Source organism: Stenotrophomonas sp. GD03930 (assembly GCF_029839665.1).
GTDB lineage: Bacteria > Pseudomonadota > Gammaproteobacteria > Xanthomonadales > Xanthomonadaceae > Stenotrophomonas > Stenotrophomonas forensis.
The window spans coordinates 1-22027 of sequence record NZ_JAOCAV010000001.1 but is presented as its reverse complement, the minus strand read 5'-3'; the positions used below and the strand labels follow the sequence as shown (position 1 = coordinate 22027).

General features: G+C 66.7%; 25 protein-coding genes. 19 read left to right on the top strand and 6 right to left on the bottom strand.

Features of this window, described 5'->3' with window-relative positions:
* The first annotated feature begins 9 nt into the window (after positions 1-9).
* Positions 10-1131 (top strand): inorganic phosphate transporter, encoded by a 1122-nt coding sequence (locus N5C18_RS00125; protein ID WP_006431323.1) that lies wholly within the window; start codon positions 10-12, stop codon positions 1129-1131.
* A gap of 358 nt (positions 1132-1489) precedes the next feature.
* On the opposite strand, the gene N5C18_RS00120 is transcribed toward N5C18_RS00125, so the two are convergent.
* The 3 genes from N5C18_RS00120 to parE form a co-directional block, all read right to left on the bottom strand.
* Positions 1490-2986, bottom strand: coding sequence for a S10 family peptidase (locus N5C18_RS00120; protein WP_279943524.1), 1497 nt, complete (start codon positions 2984-2986; stop codon positions 1490-1492).
* 110 nt (positions 2987-3096) lie between these two features.
* Positions 3097-3675, bottom strand: a complete 579-nt coding sequence (locus tag N5C18_RS00115; RefSeq protein WP_279943523.1) for a GNAT family N-acetyltransferase — start codon at positions 3673-3675, stop codon at positions 3097-3099.
* Positions 3676-3825: 150 nt separating this feature from the next.
* On the bottom strand, positions 3826-5715 hold the full coding sequence (gene parE / locus N5C18_RS00110) for a DNA topoisomerase IV subunit B (protein WP_006431439.1): 1890 nt from the start codon (positions 5713-5715) through the stop codon (positions 3826-3828).
* A 171-nt stretch (positions 5716-5886) separates the two neighbouring features.
* Between parE and N5C18_RS00105 the strand changes: the two genes are divergently transcribed.
* The 10 genes from N5C18_RS00105 to truD all read left to right on the top strand — a co-directional run bounded on the left by N5C18_RS00105 (position 5887) and on the right by truD (position 13780).
* Entirely contained in the window at positions 5887-6120 is a 234-nt protein-coding gene (locus N5C18_RS00105) for a hypothetical protein (protein WP_279943522.1), read from the top strand.
* Positions 6121-6520: 400 nt separating this feature from the next.
* Positions 6521-8185 carry a CTP synthase gene (locus N5C18_RS00100; protein ID WP_279943520.1) on the top strand — a complete coding sequence of 555 codons (1665 nt, stop codon included), beginning with the start codon at positions 6521-6523 and terminating at the stop codon, positions 8183-8185.
* 89 nt (positions 8186-8274) lie between these two features.
* Complete coding sequence (gene kdsA / locus N5C18_RS00095; protein WP_006431480.1) at positions 8275-9105, top strand: 3-deoxy-8-phosphooctulonate synthase; 831 nt, start codon at positions 8275-8277, stop codon at positions 9103-9105.
* Positions 9102-9449 carry a hypothetical protein gene (locus N5C18_RS00090; RefSeq protein ID WP_279943519.1) on the top strand — a complete coding sequence of 116 codons (348 nt, stop codon included), beginning with the start codon at positions 9102-9104 and terminating at the stop codon, positions 9447-9449. Before kdsA ends, N5C18_RS00090 begins: the two co-directional genes overlap by 4 nt.
* Positions 9449-9778: a hypothetical protein gene (locus N5C18_RS00085; RefSeq protein ID WP_279943518.1), complete on the top strand. Its 330-nt coding sequence runs from the start codon at positions 9449-9451 to the stop codon at positions 9776-9778. The genes N5C18_RS00090 and N5C18_RS00085 overlap by 1 nt, the downstream gene beginning before the upstream one ends.
* A 96-nt stretch (positions 9779-9874) precedes the next feature.
* Entirely contained in the window at positions 9875-11167 is a 1293-nt protein-coding gene (gene eno / locus N5C18_RS00080; RefSeq protein WP_008266559.1) for a phosphopyruvate hydratase, read from the top strand.
* A gap of 4 nt (positions 11168-11171) precedes the next feature.
* Positions 11172-11525, top strand: coding sequence for a cell division protein FtsB (ftsB, locus tag N5C18_RS00075; protein ID WP_006431483.1), 354 nt, complete (start codon positions 11172-11174; stop codon positions 11523-11525).
* A complete protein-coding gene (gene ispD / locus N5C18_RS00070; protein WP_197564657.1) occupies positions 11522-12220 on the top strand; it encodes a 2-C-methyl-D-erythritol 4-phosphate cytidylyltransferase in 699 nt (232 codons plus the stop codon). The genes ftsB and ispD overlap by 4 nt, the downstream gene beginning before the upstream one ends.
* Positions 12221-12254: 34 nt before the next feature.
* Positions 12255-12752 carry a 2-C-methyl-D-erythritol 2,4-cyclodiphosphate synthase gene (ispF, locus tag N5C18_RS00065; RefSeq protein ID WP_008268444.1) on the top strand — a complete coding sequence of 166 codons (498 nt, stop codon included), beginning with the start codon at positions 12255-12257 and terminating at the stop codon, positions 12750-12752.
* Positions 12749-13780: a tRNA pseudouridine(13) synthase TruD gene (truD, locus tag N5C18_RS00060; protein WP_053449345.1), complete on the top strand. Its 1032-nt coding sequence runs from the start codon at positions 12749-12751 to the stop codon at positions 13778-13780. The genes ispF and truD overlap by 4 nt, the downstream gene beginning before the upstream one ends.
* A 70-nt stretch (positions 13781-13850) precedes the next feature.
* Here truD and N5C18_RS00055 read toward each other — a convergent pair whose 3' ends face one another.
* Complete coding sequence (locus tag N5C18_RS00055; RefSeq protein WP_049458012.1) at positions 13851-14390, bottom strand: Smr/MutS family protein; 540 nt, start codon at positions 14388-14390, stop codon at positions 13851-13853.
* A 209-nt stretch (positions 14391-14599) separates the two neighbouring features.
* Here N5C18_RS00055 and surE point away from each other — a divergent pair, with 209 nt between their 5' ends.
* From surE to N5C18_RS00030, 5 genes are all read left to right on the top strand, one after another.
* Positions 14600-15379, top strand: a complete 780-nt coding sequence (surE, locus tag N5C18_RS00050) for a 5'/3'-nucleotidase SurE (protein WP_008266466.1) — start codon at positions 14600-14602, stop codon at positions 15377-15379.
* Positions 15376-16053: a protein-L-isoaspartate(D-aspartate) O-methyltransferase gene (locus N5C18_RS00045; RefSeq protein WP_006431541.1), complete on the top strand. Its 678-nt coding sequence runs from the start codon at positions 15376-15378 to the stop codon at positions 16051-16053. Before surE ends, N5C18_RS00045 begins: the two co-directional genes overlap by 4 nt.
* A gap of 18 nt (positions 16054-16071) precedes the next feature.
* Positions 16072-16686, top strand: a complete 615-nt coding sequence (locus tag N5C18_RS00040; protein WP_008268526.1) for a YqaA family protein — start codon at positions 16072-16074, stop codon at positions 16684-16686.
* The gene (locus N5C18_RS00035; RefSeq protein ID WP_164242675.1) at positions 16683-17468 is read left to right on the top strand and encodes a peptidoglycan DD-metalloendopeptidase family protein; all 786 of its coding nucleotides are present in this window, start codon (positions 16683-16685) and stop codon (positions 17466-17468) included. The genes N5C18_RS00040 and N5C18_RS00035 overlap by 4 nt, the downstream gene beginning before the upstream one ends.
* 180 nt (positions 17469-17648) lie before the next feature.
* Positions 17649-18137: a hypothetical protein gene (locus N5C18_RS00030; protein WP_164085885.1), complete on the top strand. Its 489-nt coding sequence runs from the start codon at positions 17649-17651 to the stop codon at positions 18135-18137.
* Positions 18138-18164: 27 nt separating this feature from the next.
* Here N5C18_RS00030 and N5C18_RS00025 read toward each other — a convergent pair whose 3' ends face one another.
* The gene (locus tag N5C18_RS00025) at positions 18165-18539 is read right to left on the bottom strand and encodes an Mth938-like domain-containing protein (protein ID WP_053449348.1); all 375 of its coding nucleotides are present in this window, start codon (positions 18537-18539) and stop codon (positions 18165-18167) included.
* Between the two features lie 12 nt (positions 18540-18551).
* A complete protein-coding gene (gene yhbY / locus N5C18_RS00020) occupies positions 18552-18857 on the bottom strand; it encodes a ribosome assembly RNA-binding protein YhbY (RefSeq protein WP_279943515.1) in 306 nt (101 codons plus the stop codon).
* 65 nt (positions 18858-18922) lie between these two features.
* On the opposite strand from yhbY, the gene rlmE reads away from it, so the two are divergent.
* The 3 genes from rlmE to N5C18_RS00005 all read left to right on the top strand — a co-directional run bounded on the left by rlmE (position 18923) and on the right by N5C18_RS00005 (position 21847).
* Complete coding sequence (rlmE, locus tag N5C18_RS00015; protein WP_006431652.1) at positions 18923-19555, top strand: 23S rRNA (uridine(2552)-2'-O)-methyltransferase RlmE; 633 nt, start codon at positions 18923-18925, stop codon at positions 19553-19555.
* Between the two features lie 69 nt (positions 19556-19624).
* Entirely contained in the window at positions 19625-21559 is a 1935-nt protein-coding gene (ftsH, locus tag N5C18_RS00010; protein WP_014036751.1) for an ATP-dependent zinc metalloprotease FtsH, read from the top strand.
* A gap of 102 nt (positions 21560-21661) precedes the next feature.
* Entirely contained in the window at positions 21662-21847 is a 186-nt protein-coding gene (locus tag N5C18_RS00005) for a hypothetical protein (protein WP_279943514.1), read from the top strand.
* Positions 21848-22027 lie beyond the last annotated feature (180 nt).

Sequence of the window (22027 nt, the reverse complement as noted above, 5' to 3'; positions counted from 1 at the left end):
CGCCGCCGCATGTTGACCCTTGTCCTGGTGGTGATCCTGGCCGCGCTCGTTTTCGAGTTCATCAACGGCTTCCACGACACCGCCAACTCCATTGCCACCGTGGTGGCGACCAAGGTGCTCTCGCCCGGCTGGGCGGTGATGCTGGCCGCCTTCATGAACCTCATCGGTGCACTGACCGGTACTGCGGTGGCGCTGACCATTGCCTCGGGCCTGCTCAACACCAACGTGGTCGACGTCACTCCGCAGGTGATCCTGTGCGCCCTGCTGGGCGGCATCATCTGGAACCTGATCACCTGGTGGAAGGGGCTGCCGTCCTCGTCCTCGCACGCGCTGATCGGCGGCCTCTGCGGCGCCGGCCTGGCCGCTGCGCACAACAACTGGGACGCACTGATCTGGTCCGAGCGCCTTGGCAGCTGGGCGCAGAACAAGGGCCTGCTGTGGAAGGTGTTCGTGCCGATGATCACCTCGCCGATTGCCGGCTTCCTGCTCGGCATCGTGGTGATGGTGCTGCTGTGGGGGCTGATCGCCGGCCTGGCCAAGATCGGTGGTGCCATCGGCCGCCTGGCCCGTCCACGCATCGTCAACGCGTTCTTCGGCAAGGCACAGATTGCCTCGGCGGCCTACATGGGCTTTGCCCACGGCCACAACGACGCGCAGAAGACCATGGGCATCATCGCGATGACCCTGATCGGTGCCGAAGCGACCGGCGCACTGAACGACCTGCCGTCGTGGCTGGCCTTCATGCACCCGGACGCCCATGCCGGTGACGGCATCGCGATGTGGATCGTGCTGACCTGCGCCGTGGTGATGGCCGCCGGTACCGCTTCGGGCGGCTGGAAGATCATCAAGACCCTGGGCCACAAGATGGTCAAGCTGCATCCGATCCACGGCTTCGCCGCGGAAACCAGCTCGGCCACCATCCTGACCCTGGCCGCCCACTTCGGCATGCCGGTCTCGACCACCCACAGCATCTCCACCGCGATCATGGGCGTCGGCTTCGCCAAGAACCCGCGTTCGCTGAAGTTCGGCGTGATCGAGCGCATCGTCTGGGCCTGGATCCTGACCATCCCGGCAGCCGGTGGCTGTGCGTACCTCATCCTGAAGCTGTTCGAGCTGTTCGGCTGGACCTGATGCCAGCGGCCCGATAAACGAAAAAGCCCGCCGGATTCCGGCGGGCTTTTTTCATGGGAGAAGCAATTCTTCTGCACCCAGCGTGTCGACCAAGGTCGACACCTACCAGAGCAGAATCAGGGTCAGATTCCGTGCCGACCAACGGTCGGCACCCACCAGCAGCGCCCGGAAACTGTCGAAGGCGGGGTGGGTCCGGTTGCGGGGTGTCCGCGGCATGGATGCCGCGGCCAAGCCCCCAGGGACGGGTTCACGGCGTCCCCCGCAACCGGACCCATCCCGCCAACCCACTGGAACCCGGCTTTTGACGTTGCCGTTGCCGTCAGCGGGTGCCGGGCCGCAGGCCCGGCCGGGAACTCCCTCAGTTACGCTGGAACAGCGCCTGCACATCCCTGCGGAACGCCGCCTGGCTGTCCACCCGGCTGTAGAACATGTGCCCGCCCGGATAGCTGCGCACCTGCACGCGATCCGGGTTGCTGCCCATCGCCGGCATCTGGTCCACGGTCAGGATCGATCCCATGAACGGGCACGACAGGTCGTTCCAGCCATGCACGATCAGCACCTGCAGGTGCGGATCGATCGCCACCGCCTGCCGCAGCTGGGTCACCGCACCCTGGCGCAGCTCGCCATTGCGGTCCCACAGCCGGTTCACGTCGTAGTTCAGTGCCTGGTAGCGCGCATCCACCTTCCAGCCGACCACGCGGGTCACGAAGTCGACCATCGCCGTGGTGGTTGGCGCGATGATGCTGTCCAGCAGCGGATCATTGGCGCGCTGCTCCGGATCGTTCGGGAACGGATCGAATGCGGTCACGTTGGAATCGTAGCGACTGCCGAGCGTGCCCTTGTCGCGGAACACTTCGCGCAGGTAGGCCTGGGTCTCCAGGCGGCCGCCGGCGCGACGCACGAACTGTGGGTCGAGCCCGGTCAGCTCGGTCACCCGGCGCAGCATCGCTTCGGTCGCCTGCGGATCGCTGCGGCCCTTCATCAGCGCCGTCGCGTAGTCGCCGCGGGTGTATTCGACCACCTCGCGCATCGCTGCATCGGTCAGCCTGCCCTGGCGCTCCAGGTGCGCGGCGGCAATTGACGGCAGCGTCTGCATCCAGGCCATCGGCGAGACATCGGCGTTGTCTTCCAGGGTCGGGCTCAGATAGGGCGAGACCAGCACCAGGCCGTTCATCGCCACGCCCAGCCGGGTCTGCAGGAAGTGGGTGATGCGCGGACCGCGATAACCGCCATAGCTCTCGCCGGTCAGGTACTTGCGTGAGGCCATGCGCTGGTTGCGCAGCAGCCAGTCGTAGATCGAGCGCGACAGGTACTCGATGTCGGCGCTGGGGTTGTACAGCGCTTTCTTGGCTTCGTCATCGCCGATGCGTGCGCGGCTGAAGCCGGTGCCGACCGGATCGATGAACACCAGGTCGGTGAAGTCCAGCCAGGTACCCGGGTTGTCATGAAGGGTGGCCGGCGCCGAGGCGCTGTCGCCTTCCGAACCGAAGGTCACCACCTTGGGTCCGATCGCGCCCATGTTGAGGTAGACCGACGACGCGCCGGGCCCGCCATTGAGCGCGAAGGTCACCGGCCGGTCCTTGCCCGGCATCGTGTAGGCGGTGAACACCACGTCGGCGATCACCTTGCCCTTGGCGTCGCGCACCGGCAGGGTGCCGACGGTGGCGGTGTAGTCCAGGGTGCGGCCGGCCAGGCGCATGCTCTGGCGCGCCGACGCATCGGCCGGCAGCGCGGGCGCTTCGGTCTTGTCGTCTTTCGGATCGGGCTTGGCCTCGGCGTCGGGCGCGGCCAGCGCGCTGGCAGGGGCAATGAGCAGGCCGACGCAGAGCGCGGCGATGTGCAGCAGGGACTTCATGGCACCGTATCGGCAGCGGAAGGGGGTTCCGATGCTAGGCCGCGGGAGGGCCGCGCCGTATGTGTCCAAAGGCATGGCCGCAGGCTGCAGCCTCCAGCAGCCAGATTGGGTCAAGCGGGCAGGGCGGCAGCCGCGTCGTCGTCGGCCAGCAGGCCATAGACGGCCGAGTCGGCCAGTTTGCCCTGGATGCGCCAGCGCTGCCGCAGCACGCCCTCGCGGTGGAAGCCCAGCCGTTCCAGCACGTGTGCCGAGGGCGCATTGCGCGGGTCTATCTCGGCTTCGACCCGATGCAGGCGCAGCGTGCGGAACAGATAGGCCAGCACCTGCTGCAGCGCCTCGTGCATGTAGCCCTGGCCCTGCTGGTCGGGCGCCAGCAGGTAGCCGATCTCGGCGCGCGCGGCGTCACGGTCCACGGCGAACACCACGCAGATGCCGAGCAGCGGGCCGTCCATGGATTCGCGCACGGCCAGTTTCAGCTGGGTGCCGATGGCATGGGCGGCAAGATCGTCATCGATCTGTTCGCGCGCCTCGGCCGGTCGTGTCCAGGCCGGGTGGTTCCACCAGCGCATCACGTCCGGGTCCGACTGCAGTACGAACAACGCGGCAGCGTCGTCGCGGCGGATCGGGCTCAGCACCAGCCGCGCGCTGTGCAGCGGCAGGCCGGGGAACAGCTGCGAGTGGCTGGCCAATACGGTGGTCCACGCGGATGGACGCGCATTATGGCGCCGCCGGGTTTGCCGATGGGGGCGGATGGCACCGGAGCGGAGGGACCGGTAGTGCCGGCCGCTGGCCGGCAACCTCGACTGCCGGCCAGCGGCCGGCACTACCAGAGGATGGCGTCAGACTTCCAGCGAAGCCAGGTCGCCCTTGGTCTCCAGCCAGCCCTTGCGGTCAGACGCGCGCTTCTTGGCCAGCAGCATGTCCATCAACGAGCGGGTCTGCTCGCCATCGTCCACGGTCAGCTGCACCAGGCGGCGCGTATCCGGGTGGATGGTGGATTCACGCAGCTGCGGCGGGTTCATCTCGCCCAGGCCCTTGAAGCGGGTCACGTTGATGGCGCCCTTGATCTTCTCGCGTTCGATCTTGTCCAGCATCGAGCGCTTTTCTTCCTCGTCCAGGGCGTAGAACACCTGCTTGCCCACGTCGATGCGGAACAGCGGCGGCATCGCCACGAACACGTGGCCGGCATCGACCAGCGCCGGGAAGTGCTTCAGGAACAGCGCGGTGAGCAGGGTGGCGATATGCAGGCCGTCGGAGTCCGCGTCGGCCAGGATGATGACCTTGCCGTAGCGCAGCCCGCTGATGTCATCCTTGCCCGGGTCGCAACCGATGGCGATGGCCAGGTTGTGCACTTCTTCCGAGGCCAGCACGCTGTTGGAGGAAACTTCCCAGGTATTCAGGATCTTGCCGCGCAACGGCATGATCGCCTGGAAGTCCTTGTCGCGGGCCTGCTTCGCGCTACCGCCTGCCGAGTCACCTTCCACCAGGAACAGCTCGGTGCGCGACAGGTCCTGGCTGATGCAGTCGGCCAGCTTGCCGGGCAGCGCCGGGCCCTGGGTGACCTTCTTGCGGACGACCAGCTTCTCGGTCTTGAGGCGCGCGCTGGCGCGTTCGATGGCGATCTGCGCGATCTTCTCGCCCAGCTCCACGTTCTGGTTCAGCAGCAGGCTGAAGGCATCGTGGGCCGCGCCCTCGACGAAGCCGGCGGCCTGGCGCGAAGACAGGCGTTCCTTGGTCTGTCCGCTGAACTGCGGGTCGGTCATCTTCAGCGACAGCACGAACGACACGCGGTCCCACACGTCTTCCGGGGCCAGCTTGACGCCGCGCGGCAGCAGGTTGCGGAAGTCGCAGAACTCGCGCAGCGCCTCGGTCAGGCCGGTACGCAGGCCGTTGACGTGGGTGCCGTGCTGCGCGGTGGGAATCAGGTTGACGTAGCTTTCCTGTACCAGTTCACCTTCAGGCAGCCAGGCCACGGCCCAGTCCACCACCTCGGTGTCCTTCTTCAGGTTGCCGACGAACAGGTCGGCCGGCAGTGATTCGCGCTCGCCCAGTTCCAGCTTCAGGTAATCGCGCAGGCCGTCCTCGTAGTACCAGGTATCGACTTCACCGGTGGCCTCGTCGGTCAGCTTGACGGTCAGGCCCGGGCACAGCACCGCCTTGGCGCGCAGCAGGTGCTTCAGTGCACGCACGGCGAACTTGGGCGTATCGAAGTACTTCGGGTCCGGCCAGAAGCGCACGCGGGTACCGGTGTTCTTCTTGCCGACGCTGCCGACCACTTCCAGCGGGGTGGCGCGGTCGCCGTTGCGGAAGGTGATGCGGTGTTCGGCGCCTTCGCGCTTGATGTGCACTTCCACCAGGGTCGACAGCGCGTTGACCACGCTGACGCCGACGCCGTGCAGGCCGCCGGAGAAGGTGTAGTTGTTGTTGCTGAACTTGCCGCCCGCATGCAGGCGGGTAAGGATCAGTTCGACGCCCGGAATCTTCTCTTCCGGGTGGATGTCCACCGGCATGCCGCGGCCGTCATCGCTGACCTCCACGCTGCCGTCCTTGTACAGGGTGATCTCGATCGAGCGGGCGTGGCCGGCCAGGGCCTCGTCCACCGAGTTGTCGATCACTTCCTGCGCCAGGTGGTTCGGGCGCGCGGTGTCGGTATACATGCCGGGACGGCGCTTGACCGGGTCAAGGCCGGACAGGACTTCAATATCGGCGGCGTTATAGCGGGCGTTCATCTATCTTCAAAGCGCGGAGCGACGCGCAAGTGTGCGGTCTGGACGGCGATTTTGCACGCCTGCGGTTCAGCCTCGGCGCCGGGGAGGGGGTAAAATGGCAGCCGCTGGAATCTGAACGCCGGCGACCCCGGTTGGGTCGAAACGTCCAAGCCATACCGCGAGGAGGACCTCATGAAGAAGTTGCTGACCATTGCGATCCTGGCCGCTGCCGCCGTTGCAGTGCCGCTGGTGGTGGCGCAGAACGCCGGCCAGCCGGCGCCGCAGCAGGGTGACCAGCCCGACAAGGCGCAGGCTGAGGCAGATGCCAAGGCCAAGCGTCGCGCGCAGGCCACTGCCGAAATGAAGGCGCAGGGCCAGCCGGCCCCGCAGAAGGAAGAGGAAGAAGAGGCGAGGAAGAAGAAGTAATCCTTCCACCCTCCGAAGCCCTTGCCGCAAGGGATTCGCCCCCCGACGCCCCGCTCTGCGGGGCGTTTCTTTTGGGTGATGGCCGCAACTGCCTCTTGGGTTGGCGGCCATCAATCTGTAAACTACGGCTTTCCGGGAGTAAGTGCGTGTCCACCCTTTGCGAATGGGCTGGCGCGACCATGCGTGGTCGCCAGCAATGCGGGTCGCAGGTGACGGTCGATAGGGCCGGCACGGCCGCCCCGACCTCGCACGGTGGTCCCCGTCCGGCGCCTGCCGCCGCACGGTTCCGCACCTCCCTCGCTGCCCCAGCGAACCGGAAAACCCCCTTCAGGCTCCATGCCCGCCCTCCGGGCGCGCGTGGTGCTGCCGTTTTCCATTTCCAGACAGGATGCTTGCAGCCATGACTCCCTTGATTTTCGTAACCGGCGGCGTGGTGTCCTCGCTCGGCAAAGGCATTGCCGCGGCGTCACTGGCCGCCATTCTCGAAGCCCGTGGCCTGAAGGTCACGATGATGAAGCTCGACCCGTACATCAACGTCGACCCGGGCACCATGAGCCCGTTCCAGCACGGTGAGGTGTACGTCACCGATGACGGCGCCGAGACCGACCTCGACCTGGGCCACTACGAGCGCTTCGTACGCACCCGCCTGAGCCGCAAGAACTCGGTCACCACCGGCCGCATCTACGAGAACGTGATCCGCAAGGAGCGCCGCGGCGACTACCTGGGCGCCACCGTGCAGGTCATTCCGCACATCACCGACGAGATCCGCCGCTGCATCGACGAAGCCACCGAAGGCTATGACGTGGCGCTGGTCGAGATCGGCGGCACCGTGGGCGACATCGAATCGCTGCCGTTCCTGGAGGCGATCCGCCAGGTGCGCACCGAGCGCGGCCCGGAGAAGGCGCTGTTCATGCACCTCACCCTGGTGCCGTACATCGGCGCCGCCGGCGAGCTGAAGACCAAGCCGACCCAGCACTCGGTGAAGGAACTGCGCTCGATCGGCATCCAGCCGGACGTGCTGCTGTGCCGTTCCGAACAGGCTGTGCCGGATTCGGAGCGCCGCAAGATCGCGCAGTTCACCAACGTCTCCGAACGCGCCGTGATCAGCGTGCCGGACGTGGACGTGCTGTATCGCATTCCGTCCGGCCTGCACGCGCAGGGCCTGGACGAGATCGTCGTCAACCAGCTGAAGCTGGCCGACAAGGCCGGTCCGGTCGACCTGTCGATGTGGGAGGACGCGGTCGACGCGACCCTGCACCCGCTGGACGAAGTGACCATCGCCGTGGTCGGCAAGTACGTCGACCACCAGGATGCCTACAAGTCGGTGGGCGAGGCGCTCAAGCACGGTGGCCTGCGCCAGCGCACCAAGGTCAACCTGAAGTGGCTGGAAGCCCAGGACCTGGAAGGCACCGACATGGCCGCGCTGGCAGACGTAGACGGCATCCTGGTGCCGGGTGGCTTCGGCGACCGTGGTTTCGAAGGCAAGGTGCTGACTTCGAAGTTTGCCCGCGAGCAGCAGGTACCGTACTTCGGCATCTGCTATGGCATGCAGGCGGCGGTTGTTGATTACGCCCGCAACGTGGTCGGCCTGGAAGGCGCCAACAGCACCGAGAACGATCGCCAGTCGCCGAACCCGGTGATCGGCCAAATCACCGAATGGCGCACCGCTACCGGCGATGTCGAGAAGCGTGACGACAAGAGCGACCTGGGCGGCACCATGCGCCTGGGCCTGCAGGAACAGCGCCTGAAGCCGGGCACGCTGGCCCGTGAGCTGTACGGCAAGGATGTGGTCGCCGAGCGCCATCGCCACCGTTACGAGTTCAACAACCGGTACCGCACCCAGCTGGAAGACGCGGGCCTGGTGATCGCCGGCAAGTCGATGGACGACACCCTGGTGGAAGTGGTCGAGCTGGCGCGCGATGCGCACCCGTGGTTCCTGGCGTGCCAGGCGCACCCGGAGTTCCTGTCCACGCCGCGTGACGGCCACCCGCTGTTCATCGGTTTCATCCGTGCCGCGCGCGAACGCAAGGCGGGCGGCAAGCTGCTTTCCGAAGTGCGCGCCTGACTTGTGAATGGGGGCTTCGGCCCCCATCCTGCATGCTTCAACCCCCAGCGCACCGGCATGGCCGGTGCTGCGGACAACAAGGAAACGCCATGAAACTGTGTGGATTCGAGGTCGGGCTGGACCAGCCCCTGTTCCTGATCGCGGGCCCCTGCGTGATCGAGTCGATGCAGCTGCAGCTCGATACCGCCGGCAAGCTGAAGGAGATCACCGACCGTCTCGGCGTCAACTTCATCTTCAAGTCCAGCTTCGACAAGGCCAACCGCACTTCGGGCACCGCCTTCCGCGGCCCGGGCATGGAAGAGGGCCTGAAGGTGCTGGCCGAGGTGAAGAAGCAGATCGGCGTGCCGGTGCTGACCGACGTCCACGAATACACCCCGATGGACGAAGTGGCCTCGGTGGTGGATGTGCTGCAGACCCCGGCGTTCCTGGTCCGCCAGACCGACTTCATCCGCAAGGTGTGCTCGGCCGGCAAGCCGGTCAACATCAAGAAGGGCCAGTTCCTGGCGCCGTGGGACATGAAGCCGGTCGTGGAAAAGGCCAAAGCCACCGGCAACGAGCAGATCATGGTCTGCGAGCGCGGCGCCAGCTTCGGCTACAACAACCTGGTCAGCGACATGCGTTCGCTGGCGGTGATGCGCGACACCGGTTGCCCGGTGGTGTTCGATGCCACCCATTCGGTGCAGCTGCCAGGCGGCCAGGGCACCAGTTCGGGCGGCCAGCGCGAGCACGTGCCGGTGCTGGCCCGTGCGGCGGTGGCGGTGGGTATCTCCGGCCTGTTCGCCGAAACCCATCCGGATCCGTCCAAGGCTCTGTCCGATGGCCCCAATGCGTGGCCGCTGGATCAGATGGAAGCCCTGCTCGAGACCCTGATGGAGCTCGATGCGGTGACCAAGAAGCACGGCTTCTCGCGCTTCGCGTGAGTCGCGACCCGTGGGTGGCGCTGGAGGCCCAGCGTCACCGTCGGCACTGGAAGCAATGGCCGTGGGGCTTGATCGCACTCGGCCTGGCGGTGCTGTTCACGGTGGGCATGTTCGGCCTGGTGCTGATCGGCGCCGCGTCGGTACGACCGCCCGGTGATGGCGGCAGCGCCATCAATCTGCGCGCATATTTCATGGCATTGATGGTGGCAGAGCTGCTGGCTGCCGTGGGCGGCGCCGTGTCCGCCGTACTGGCCTGGCGGCTGAATCGCGGCAAGGTAGCGGCGGGCCTGGCGGTCATCCTGCTGTCGCTGTGGCTGGGCGCCCTGTTCTACGGTCTTCTTTGATGAATACGAGTGCGTCGGCGCGCGGTTGGCCCTGGGGCCTGATCGCGCTGGGGCTGTCGGTGCTTGCGTGGGCGTCCCTCCTGTTGGGCGTGCTGGCCTTTGCGGCCAGCTTCGGTTCGCCGGGTGACGGCAACCACGGCATGCGGGCCATGCAGTACTGGATTCTGGCCGCTCTGGTCATGCTCGGCCTGTCGTTCGTCGGCAGTCTGGTGGCGATGGTGCTGGCCTGGCGACGGCAGCGTGGACCCATCTGGGCAGCCATTGCCGGTGCGCTGCTGGTGATGCTGCTGTCGCTGGTCCTGATCGTGATCGGGTCCAGCTGGGGCTGATGCCGATCAGGCCATTTGGCAAGTGGCGGGCAGCCGGGGATAATCACGCGGCATTCGTTTTGTCGCCCCCTCTCCATACAGGTAACCGGCCCGACCATGAGTACGATCCGCAGCATCCACGCCCGTGAAATCCTCGACAGCCGTGGCAATCCCACGCTGGAAGCCGAAGTCATCCTGGAGGACGGTTCGTTCGGTCGTGCCGCGGTTCCCTCCGGCGCCTCGACCGGCACCAAGGAAGCGGTCGAGCTGCGTGACGGCGACAAGACCCGTTACCTGGGCAAGGGCGTGCGCAAGGCCGTCGACAACGTCAACGGCGCCATTGCCAACGCGCTGAAGGGTTTTGAAGCCACCGACCAGGCCGGCCTCGACCGTCGCCTGATCGACCTCGACGGCACCGAGAACAAGGGTCGCCTGGGTGCGAACGCGCTGCTGGGTGTTTCGATGGCTGCCGCGCACGCTGCCGCCGCTTCGAACAAGCAGGCGCTGTGGCAGTACCTCGCCGCCAAGACCGGCGTGACCCCGTCGCTGCCGGTGCCGATGATGAACATCATCAACGGCGGCGCGCATGCCGACAACAACGTCGACTTCCAGGAATTCATGGTGCTGCCGGTGGGCTTCACCTCGTTCTCCGAAGCGCTGCGTGCCGGCACCGAGATCTTCCATTCGCTGAAGTCGGTGCTGAAGGGCCACGGCCTGAGCACGGCGGTCGGCGATGAAGGCGGCTTCGCACCGGACTTCCGCAGCAACGTCGAAGCGCTCGACACCATCCTCGAAGCGATCGGCAAGGCCGGCTATACCGCCGGTGAAGACGTGCTGCTGGGCCTGGACGTGGCCTCCAGCGAATTCTTCGAGAACGGCAAGTACAACCTGGTTGGCGAGAACAAGCGACTGACCTCCGAGCAGTTCGTCGACTTCCTCGCCGACTGGGCCGCGCAGTACCCGATCATCACCATCGAAGATGGCCTGGCCGAGAACGACTGGGCCGGCTGGAAGCTGCTGACCGATCGCATCGGCAAGAAGGTGCAGCTGGTCGGTGACGACCTGTTCGTGACCAACCCGAAGATTTTCCAGGAAGGCATCGACTCAGGCACCGCCAACGCGATCCTGATCAAGGTCAACCAGATCGGCACCCTCAGCGAAACCCTGGAAGCGATCGCCATGGCCGACCGTGCCGGCTATGCCGCCGTGGTCTCGCACCGTTCGGGCGAAACCGAAGACACCACCATCGCCGACATCTCGGTGGCCACCACCGCCACCCAGATCAAGACCGGCTCGCTGTGCCGCAGCGATCGCGTGGCCAAGTACAACCAGCTGCTGCGCATCGAGGAAGCCCTTGGTGCCGGCGCGCGTTACGCCGGTCGTGACGCGTTCGTTTCGCTGAAGCGCTGAGCCGATGCGCGACTGGCGCTGGATGCTGCTGGTGCTGGCCCTGCTGCTGGGCTGGCTGCAGTACCGCTTCTGGTTCGGTCCGGGCAATTCGGGTGAAGTGATGATGCTCGAAGCGCAGGTCGCCAACCAGGAGCGGGACAATGAGGGCCTGCAGCAGCGCAACGATGCGCTTGCTGCCGAAGTGAAGGACCTCAAGGAAGGCCAGTCCGCCATCGAGGAACGCGCGCGTAGCGAACTGGGCATGATCAAGCCCGGCGAGAAGTTCTACCGCGTGGTCGAAGATGCGCCGGTTGCACCGGCGCAGTCTGCGGCAGGTGCCAATGCCCAGGCCGCCGAACATCCGGCGGACGTGCCGTGAGCGCGGCGATCTGGGTGGTGGTTCCGGCCGCCGGCCGAGGCACCCGCTTTGGCGCGCCACTACCCAAGCAGTACCTGCAGGCGGGCGGGCAGATCCTGCTCGCCCACACCCTGGACGCGCTGCTGGCGCATCCGGCCGTGGCCGGGGCAATGGTGGTGGTCGGGCAGGACGACGCCGACTGGCCGGGCTGGAACGAGTGGGCGGGCAAGCCGGTGCTGACCTGCATCGGTGGCGCGACCCGCGCCGCTTCGGTGCTGGCCGGGTTGCAGGCGCTGCCGGAGTCGGTGCGCGCCGATGAGTTCGTGCTGGTCCACGACGCCGCGCGGCCGAACCTGTCGCTGGCCGATCTCGGTCGCCTGCTTGAGGTGGGCCGTGCCGATCCGGTCGGCGCGATCCTGGCCGCGCCGGTGCGCGACACGCTGAAGCGTGCGGGCGACGATGGTGGCATCGATGGCACCGAGCCGCGCGAACGGCTGTGGCGTGCGTTGACCCCGCAGCTGTTCCGTCGCCACCAGCTCAGCCGTGCGCTGTCCGAGGCTGCGGCCGCCGGTGTCGAGGTCACCGACGAGGCCATGGCCATGGAGCGCCAGGGCCAGCGCCCGCTGCTGGTGGAAGGCAGCGAGGACAACTTCAAGGTCACCACCCCGGCCGATCTGGACCGGTTCGAATTCGTACTTTCCCGCCGCGCCGGCTGATTGCCCTCGCGGCCCTGCAGCAAGGGTTGTATCCATGAGCACCGCACCGTTCCCGCCCGTCCGCATCGGCCAGGGCTACGACGTCCATGCCTTCGGTGAAGGCGATCACATCATGCTTGGCGGCGTGAACGTACCGCACAGCTGTGGCGTGCTCGCGCACAGCGACGGCGACGTGATCCTGCATGCCCTGTGCGATGCCATGCTCGGCGCGCTGGCGCTGGGTGACATCGGCCAGCACTTCCCCCCGAGTGATGATCGCTGGAAGGGCGCCGACAGCAGTGAGTTCGTGCGCCACTGCGACGGCCTGCTGCGCGAGCGCGGCTGGCGCGTCGGCAACACCGACATCACCGTGATCTGCGAGCGACCCAAGGTTGGACCGCATGCGCTGGCGATGCGCGAGCGCATCGGCGGGCTGCTGCAGCTGCCGCTGGACGCGGTCAGCGTCAAGGCCACCACCTCGGAAAAGCTCGGCTTCACCGGCCGCGGTGAGGGCATCGCTGCTCAGGCGGTGGTGCTGCTGGTGGCGGCATGATTCCGGTACCGCTGGCGTTCGGTGCGCCGCTGCTCACCGCACGCATCCGCACCACGCCGGACGATTTCCAGGTCGACGAACTGCCGGCCTTCGAGGCCACGGGTGAAGGCGAGCACCTGCTGCTGCACATCCGCAAGCGCGGTGCCAATACCGTGCACGTGGCCAAGCTGCTGGCGGCGTGGGCTGGCCTGCCGGAAATGGCGGTCAGCTATGCCGGCATGAAGGATCGCCACGCCGTCACCACCCAGCGCTTCAGCGTGCACCTGCCCAAACGCATCGCGCCGGATCTCGCCGCGCTGGCCAGTGATGAGATTGAAGTGCTCGACGCCACCTGGCACAACCGCAAGCTGCAGCGCGGCGCACTGGCCGGCAACCGCTTCAAGCTGGTGCTGCGCGACGTGAAGGGGGATCGTGCAGCGATCAGCGAACGCCTGCAGCAGATTGCCGAGCGCGGCCTGCCGAACTGGTTCGGTGAGCAGCGCTTCGGCCGCGACGGCGGCAACGTGCCTGCGGCCCTGGCGATGTTCGGTGGCCGTCGCATGCGCAAGGACCAGCGTTCGCTGCTGCTGTCGGCTGCCCGTTCCGCACTGTTCAACCGCGTGCTGGCCGCGCGCGTGGAGCAGGGCAGCTGGGACCAGCCGCTGGACGGCGAAGTGTGGATGCTGGACGGCAGCCGCAGCGTGTTCGGCCCCGAGCCCTATACCGATGTACTGGCCGAACGCCTGGCGCGCTTCGACATCCATCCCAGCGCACCGCTGTGGGGCGAGGGCGAGCTGCGCAGCACCGACGCTGCACGTGAGCTCGAATTGGCAGCGCTGGACGACGAGGAATCGAAAGCGCTGCGGGCCGGCCTGGAAGACGCACGCCTGAAACAGGAGCGCCGCGCGCTGCGCCTGCGTCCGGCGTTGCTGCAGCACGTGTGGCTGGCCGATGACGTGCTGGAACTGTCGTTCGCACTGCCGCCAGGCTGCTACGCCACCGCAGTGCTGCACGAACTCGGCCCGGTCGAAGACGCCTCGCAGGCCTGACCGAAAAAAGGGGACGGAGGGAATTAAGTCGTTTGTGCCTCAAACGACTTAATCCCCTCCGTCCCATTTTTCATCTGCGCGCCAGCAGCACCAGCACCGCGCCGGTACCGCCTTGCCCGGTCGGTGCCGAATGGAACGCCAGCACATCGTTGCGCAGGCGCAGATGGCGATCGACCAGATTCTTCAGCACCGGCGCGCCGCCATCGGACTGCAGGCCCTTGCCGTGGATGATGCGTACGCAACCATATTCGTGAGCATGCGCCTCCAGCAGGAACTGGCGCAGCAGCGACTCTGCCTGCGCGGCGGTGGCGCCATGCAGGTCCAGTTCGTCCTGCACCGAATACTGGCCACGCTTCAGCCGCTGGAACAGGCGCGGCGGCAGGTTGTCGCGCCGATAGCTGGCCACATCGCCGGCTTCCAGTGGCGAGCTGTCGCGCAGCAGCCGGGCGAATTCGCCAGCCGCTTCGGCCTCGTCACGTTCGGCCATGCGCGCGCGCGGCTTGGGCCGCGGCGCGGCCGGGGCCGGTTCGGCATCCTTGCGCAGCGGCGTCACTTCGCCGATGGCCGCACGGAACAGGGCGGCCGGATCTTCGTCTTCAGGGTGCGACATGCGCACAGGGTAAACCGCCGGCGCAGGTCTGCCTATGACGGTTCGATGTCGGCCCTGACTGCCGGCAGGGTAGGACCCGCGGCTCGCATGCGGCACAATAGACGATGCCCTTGCAGGGTCGACGGCTTCCGCAGGGGAGTACGGCGGTCCCGCCCACACTGCACGGTGACGGAATCGAATTCTTGGAAAATCAAGCGGTTAAATCGAAGATGCGAATCCTGGTCAGTAACGACGACGGCGTCGACGCCGCAGGCATCCGGATGCTGGCCTCGGTGCTGCGCGAGGCAGGCCACGAAGTCACGGTGGTCGCACCCGACCGCGATCGCTCCGGCGCCAGCAACTCGCTCACCCTGGACCTGCCGATCCGCCTCAAGCGCATCGACCATTACACCGTTTCGGTGGCCGGTACGCCGACCGACTGCGTGCACCTGGCGCTGACCGGCCTGCTGGAGTTCGAGCCCGACATTGTCGTGTCCGGCATCAACAACGCCGCCAACCTGGGCGATGACGTGATCTATTCCGGCACCGTCTCGGCGGCAATGGAAGGTCGCTTCCTCGGCCTGCCGGCAGTGGCGGTCTCGCTGGTCAGCCGCAACCACGATCCGAAGCACTTCGAGACCGCCGCGCGTGCCGCGGTGGAAATCGTCGCCCGGCTCAAGGCCGATCCGCTGCCGGCCGACACCATCCTCAACGTCAATGTGCCTGACCTGCCGTGGAACGAGGTCAAGGGCTTTGAAGTCACCCGGCTCGGCAACCGCCATCGCGCCGAAGGCTGCATCGCGCAGAAGGACCCGCGCGGCAACGAGGTGTACTGGATCGGCCCGGCTGGTCGCGAGCAGGACTCCGGCCCTGGCACCGACTTCCATGCGGTGCGCACCGGGCATATCTCGATCACCCCGATCCAGGTCGACCTGACCCGCTACCAGGCGCTGGAGAAGGTGGCCAGCTGGGTCGGCGGCCTCAGTGCCGCGCTGGACCGGCCGGCATGAGTCCACGCCTGCGATTGCAGCCGGAAGCTGTCGGCATCGGCATGACCTCGCAGCGCGTGCGTGATCGCCTGGTCGATCGCCTGCGCGAGGCCGGCATCGTCGACGAGCCCACCTTGAATGCGATCCGGGTGGTGCCGCGCCATCTGTTCATCGACGAGGCGCTGGCCTCGCGCGCCTACGAAGACACCGCGCTGCCGATCGGCCACGGGCAGACCATTTCGCAGCCGTGGGTCGTGGCGCGGATGACCGAGGCGGTGCTGCAGGGTGCGCCGAAGCGGGTGCTGGAGGTCGGTACGGGTTCCGGCTACCAGGCGGCCATCCTCGGCGCGCTGGGCCTGGAGGTCTACACCGTGGAGCGCATCGGAGACCTGCTGCGGCAGGCGCGCAAGCGCTTCCGGGCGCTGGGCATGAACATCCGCACCAAGCATGACGACGGCCGCGTCGGCTGGGCCGAGCACGGCCCGTTCGATGCCATCGTGGTCACTGCTGCGGCGCCGGCACTGGTTGACGCACTGGTCGAACAGCTGGCCGAGGGCGGCCGGTTGGTGGCACCGGTCGGCGGCCCCGGAGCGCAGTCGCTGGTACAGCTGGACCGCAAGGCTGACGGCAGCATCGAACAACGCGTGCTGGCGCCGGTCACCTTCGTGCCGCTGCTGTCTGGCATGCTCGACTAATCCACGGAGCAGGGTTGCATGAAGATTTTCGGGCCGCTGTACGAGCGGGCGATGAAGTGGGCGGCGCACGAACGCGCGCCGACCTACCTGACGGTGTTGAGTTTCTTCGAGGCGATCATCTTCCCGGTGATGCCGGAGGTGATGCTGGCGCCGATGTGCGTGGCCCAGCCCAAACGCGGCTGGTGGTTTGCCACCCTCAGCCTGGCCGGCTCGATGGTCGGCGCACTGATCGGCTATGCATTGGGCCATTTCGCCTTCGAGGCGATCAAGCCGCTGTTCGAGGCGATGGGCATGCTGCCAGCGATCGAGCAGGGCATCACCACCGTGCAGGCAAAGATGGCCGAATCGCCGTGGGCGGTGTTCACCTTCCTGGTGCTGGGCGGCTTCATGCCGATCCCGATGAAGGTCTTCACGTGGGCATCGGGTATCGTCGGCGTACCGATGCCGCAGTACCTGCTGAGCATGCTGATCGGTCGTGGCAAGCGCGTGTACGTGCTGGCCGCGGTCATCCGGATCGGTGGCGCGCGTGCCGAAGCGGCGCTGCGCCGCTGGATTGAACCGCTGGGCTGGATCGCCACCGCGTTGGTGGTGGTGCTGATCGCTTGGCTTGTATGGAGGTCGAAGTTCGCATGAGTCCTGATCGTCTGAGCAAGGGAGTGCGCATAGGCGCGCTGGCGTTGCTGGTTTCCACCCTGGCCGCCTGTGGCACCGCGACTGTGGTCCGCCCCGGTGGCGGCGGCAGCAGCGGGGGCGTGACCACGCCAAAGACCTCGGTGCCCAAGCCGGGGCAGACCGTGGTCGTGCGAAAGGGTGACACCATCTATGCGCTGGCCCGCATCCACGACATCACTCCGGCCGACCTGATCGCCTGGAACAGCCTGGACAACCCCTCGACGATCCATCCGGGCCAGGTGATCCGGCTGTATCCGGCTGGTGTCAGTGGCGGCCGCGCGCCGACCACGGTGGTCACCGCCCCGCGTTCCGGTGGCAGCAGTGCCGGCAGCACCGCGCCGACCACCGCACCGGCGGGTCCGGTGAAGAGCAACATCGCCTGGCGCTGGCCGGCCGATGGCGCGATCGTTGGCCGTTACGTGGCCGGCGACGCGACCAAGCAGGGCGTCGACATCGCCGGCACCAGCGGCCAACCGGTGAAGGCCACGGCCAATGGCGTGGTGGTGTATTCCGGCGCCGGCCTGGTCGGCTACGGCGAGCTGATCATCATCAAGCACAGCGACCAATGGCTGTCGGCCTATGGCCACAACCGCAAGCGCCTGGTGAATGAAGGCCAGAGCGTGAAGGCGGGTGAACAGATCGCCGAGATGGGCCGCACCGGCGCGAACCGCGACATGGTCCACTTCGAGATTCGCTACAACGGCAAGCCGGTCGACCCGCAGCAGTACCTGCCGGCGCGCTGATCGCCGTTGGATCGGGTAGCGCCGGGCAATGCCCGGCCTTCCTGACCTGTAGCGTCGAGCCATGCTCGACTCGGGTAGCGTAGAGATGCGGTCACTTGCGATCTTGTGTGTTGCAGGCTCGCCTTCACGACGGATGGAATACCCGGCATTCTTGAGTGGTCCCATTCGCCCCGGTGCCCCATGTTCCGCTTTGCTTCCGCTCTCGTGCTGCTCATCGTCGCGCCATTGGCGACCGCCGCCAGCGATCCGCGTGACGTGGTTACCCGTCTCTACGACGCCATCCAGGCACCGGAGTCGAACGAAACGGCCATTCCGCCGCTGCTGGGCGATGCCCTGCGTTCAGCGATTGATGCTCAGCGCGCTTACGAGCGGGCCTGCAGCGCGCTGGCCGCGCGCGACGAAAAGCCGCACATGCTCGACCAGAGCCCGTATCTGCTGGCACCGGATCGGCCGGAAACGATATCCGTAGGAATGCCCGCATCGAGCGGTGACGCCACCTGGATCCGCGTTGACATGGCCGTAGGCGACTATCGCTGGACCGACCGGGTCCTGCTGCAGCGGCAGGACCGCGACTGGAAGGTCATGGATATCCGCTGGGGGCAGGGTGGCAACCTGATTGGCCGGCTCAAGGCGTTCTCGGCCTTCCGCTGCACAGCTTCGGGCAGCTAGCGCCGGGGCGCACCCGGCGACTCGAACTCAGCCTTCCAGGATGAAGGCGGCGGCGACCTTGCGGCCTTCGGCGGCCAGGATGTTGAAGGTGCGTGCGGCGGCCGGATTGTTCATCACTTCCAGGCCGATGCCGCGCGACAGGCAGGCGGCCATCACCACGGCCGGCGGGAACACCTGGCGGTCGCCGGTGCCAAGCACGATCAGCGCCGGGTTCAGTGCCAGGATCGGCTCCAGGTCGGCCAGCTGCAGCTCGGCGGCCTGCTTCACCGGCCAGTGCTCGACCAGCTGGTCCGGGGTCAGGAAGAAGCTGCTGCCCAGCGCCTGGTCGTTGACCCGCGCCGAGCGGCCGTCGGCGGCGCGCAGGCTGTAGGCGTAATCAGGCGGTTCGTGGTTCAGCTGCATGGCAGTGGGCGATCAGCCGCGCGGCAGCACGATCTGGCGCTGTTCCCTGCTCGGGCGGTACAGCACGGCAACGTGGCCGATGCGCTGCACCAGCGCGCTTTCGGTGGCTGCGACGATCTCGCCGATCATCATGTCACGGGCGTCGCGGTCCTCGGCAGCGACCTTCACCTTGACCAGCTCATGGCGCTCCAGCACTTCGTTCAGCTCAGCGATGAAGGCCGGGGTCACGCCCTTGCCGCCGGTCTGCAGCAGGGCCTTCAGGTCGTGGGCTTGGCCGCGCAGGAAACGGGTCTGGGAGGCGGTCAGGGCGATGGACATGCAGGAAAAGACGGTTGAATGGGGCGATCAGGGTATCATGAGCACCCCATCAGCCCCTATTTTCAATGGCAACCCGCAGCAAAAGCAGCCAGCGCTGGCTCAAGGAACACTTCTCCGACCCCTTCGTGAAGAAGGCGCAGGCCGAAGGCATGCGCTCGCGCGCTGCCTACAAGCTCGAAGAACTGCTCGAACGTGACCGGTTGCTGAAGCCGCACATGGTCGTGGTCGACCTGGGAGCGGCCCCGGGAGGCTGGTCTCAGCAGGTCAGGAGACAGATCGGCGACACCGGCCGCGTGCTGGCGCTGGACATCCTGGACATGCCGCCGCTGGCTGGCGTGGAGTTCCTTCATGGTGACTTCAGGGAAGAAGCCGTCCTATCTCAGTTTGAAGCCATGCTCGGGGATCAGCCGGTAGACCTTGTGCTGTCGGACATGGCCCCCAATAAGAGTGGTGTGGGCGCGGTCGACCAGCCGCGGATGATGCACCTGGCGGAGCTGGCCCTGGATTTTGCCGACAACCACCTGAAGACCGGTGGGGCATTCCTGATCAAGCTGTTCCAGGGCGAAGGCTTTGACGACTATGTGCGCGAAATGCGCCGCAGGTACGACAAGGTCTCCATCCGCAAGCCGGAAGCCTCGCGCAAGCGCTCTCCCGAGGTGTATGCCTTGGGTCAGGGAAAACGCGCCCACATGAAGTAAGCTCGCAACGTACGCAAGTTCGACCCCAACGCAACGCCAGCACTAAGAGGAACACCGGAGCCAATGAGGATGAACGACTTGACCAAGAACCTCCTGCTATGGGTGGTCGTCGCCGTCGTGCTGATGGTGGTCTTCCAGAGCTTCTCGCCCAAGACCTCCGGGGCCGGGGCGCAGGGTGCGTCGTACTCGCAGTTCCTGGACCAGGTGGACAGCGGCAACGTGCAGAAGGTCGCCTTCGGCGGCGACATGCGCGGCGGCACCAGCCAGCTGACCTACACCACCCGCGGTGGGCAATCGTCCACCATCACCGCGCCGTTCGATCGTGACCTGATCAACGTGCTGCGCACCAAGAACGTGGAGATCGTGCAGGAAGAGCCGTCCAGCGGCATCTCCCTGGGCGCGATCCTGATGAATTTCCTGCCGGTCATCCTGATCATCGGCTTCTGGTTGTTCATCATGCGCCAGATGCAGGGCGGTGGCGGCGGTGCCAAGGGCGCGATGTCCTTCGGCAAGTCGCGCGCCAAGCTGCAGGGCGAAGACCAGATCAAGGTCACCTTCGCCGACGTCGCCGGCTGCGACGAGGCCAAGGAGGAAGTGGGCGAGCTGGTCGACTTCCTGCGCGACCCGTCCAAGTTCACCAAGCTGGGCGGCAAGATTCCGCGCGGCGTGCTGATGGTGGGCCCGCCCGGTACCGGCAAGACGCTGCTGGCCAAGGCCATCGCCGGCGAAGCCAAGGTGCCGTTCTTCTCGATCTCCGGTTCGGACTTTGTGGAAATGTTCGTCGGCGTCGGCGCCAGCCGCGTGCGCGACATGTTCGAGCAGGCCAAGAAGCACGCCCCGTGCATCATCTTCATCGACGAAATCGACGCCGTCGGTCGCCACCGTGGTGCCGGCCTGGGCGGCGGTCATGACGAGCGCGAGCAGACCCTGAACCAGCTGCTGGTCGAAATGGACGGCTTCGAGGGTGGCGAGGGCGTGATCGTGATCGCCGCGACCAACCGTCCGGACGTGCTGGACCCGGCGTTGCTGCGTCCGGGCCGTTTCGACCGCCAGGTCGTGGTGGGCCTGCCGGACGTGAAGGGCCGCGAGCACATCCTGAAGGTGCACATGCGCAAGCTGCCGCTGGCCGACGACGTCGAGCCGATGGTGATCGCGCGCGGTACCCCGGGCTTCTCCGGTGCCGATCTGGCCAACCTCTGCAACGAGGCGGCGCTGTTCGCCGCACGTGGCAACGAGAAGGAAGTCCGCATGGACCACTTCGACCGTGCCCGCGACAAGATCCTGATGGGTGCCGAGCGCCGCTCGATGGCCATGAGCGAGGAGGAGAAGACCCTCACCGCCTACCACGAAGCCGGTCACGCCATCGTCGGCCGCCTGGTGCCCGAGCATGACCCGGTCTACAAGGTCACCATCATTCCGCGCGGTCGTGCGCTGGGCGTGACCATGTACCTGCCGGAGGGCGACAAGTACTCGATGAACCGCGTGGCGATCAAGTCGCAGCTGTGCTCGCTGTACGGTGGCCGCGTCGCCGAGGAACTGATCTTCGGTGCCGACAAGGTCACCACGGGCGCCTCCAACGATATCGAGCGCGCCACCAAGATGGCCCGCAACATGGTCACCAAGTGGGGCCTGTCCGACCAGCTCGGTCCGATCGCCTATGGCGAAGAGGACGACGAGGTGTTCCTGGGCCGCTCGGTCACCCAGCACAAGAGCGTGTCCAACGACACCGCGCGCCGCATCGACGAGGAAGTGCGCAACATCCTTGATGAGGCCTACGCACGCACCACCGAGCTGATGACCGCCAACCTCGACAAGCTGCACGCGATGTCGCAGCTGCTGCTGCAGTACGAGACCATCGACGCGCCGCAGATCGACGCCATCATGGAAGGCCGCGATCCGCCGCCGCCGGCCGGCTGGAACAAGTCGAACAAGGATGGTGGCAACGACAAGGGCGGCGACGCCCGTCCGCTGCCGCCGATCGCAGGCCCGGCCGAATCGCACTGACGGCCCGCTGCACGTGACACCAGACGAGGCCGGGGCAACCCGGCTTCGTCGTTTCCGGGCCGTCGGCCCCTTCCGAAGCACCGAACTGACGCTGGAGCCCGCATGTCCCCCCCGAAGCCCGAACCGATTTCCCACACCGTTGAGATGGTCATCGCCACCGTGGTGGGCGTAGGGGTAGGCCTGGGTGCCGACAACCTGCTGCTGGGCTGCGTGGTGGGTATCGCGGTCGGCATCGTGTTGAGCATCGCCAAGACCCTGTACGTGGACCGCAAGCGCCGCCGCCGTTGAGGGGTATCGGCAGGGCTGCGCCCTGCACCCGTGGTAGTGCCGGCCGCTGGCCGGCAACCTCAGCGGCAACAGCAACAGCAACAGCAACAGCAACAGCAACAGCGACAGCGACATTCCGTGGGATGGCGGGGCGGTGTGGGCTGGCAGGACACGCCGTAAACCCCCAGACCGGCCCAGCCG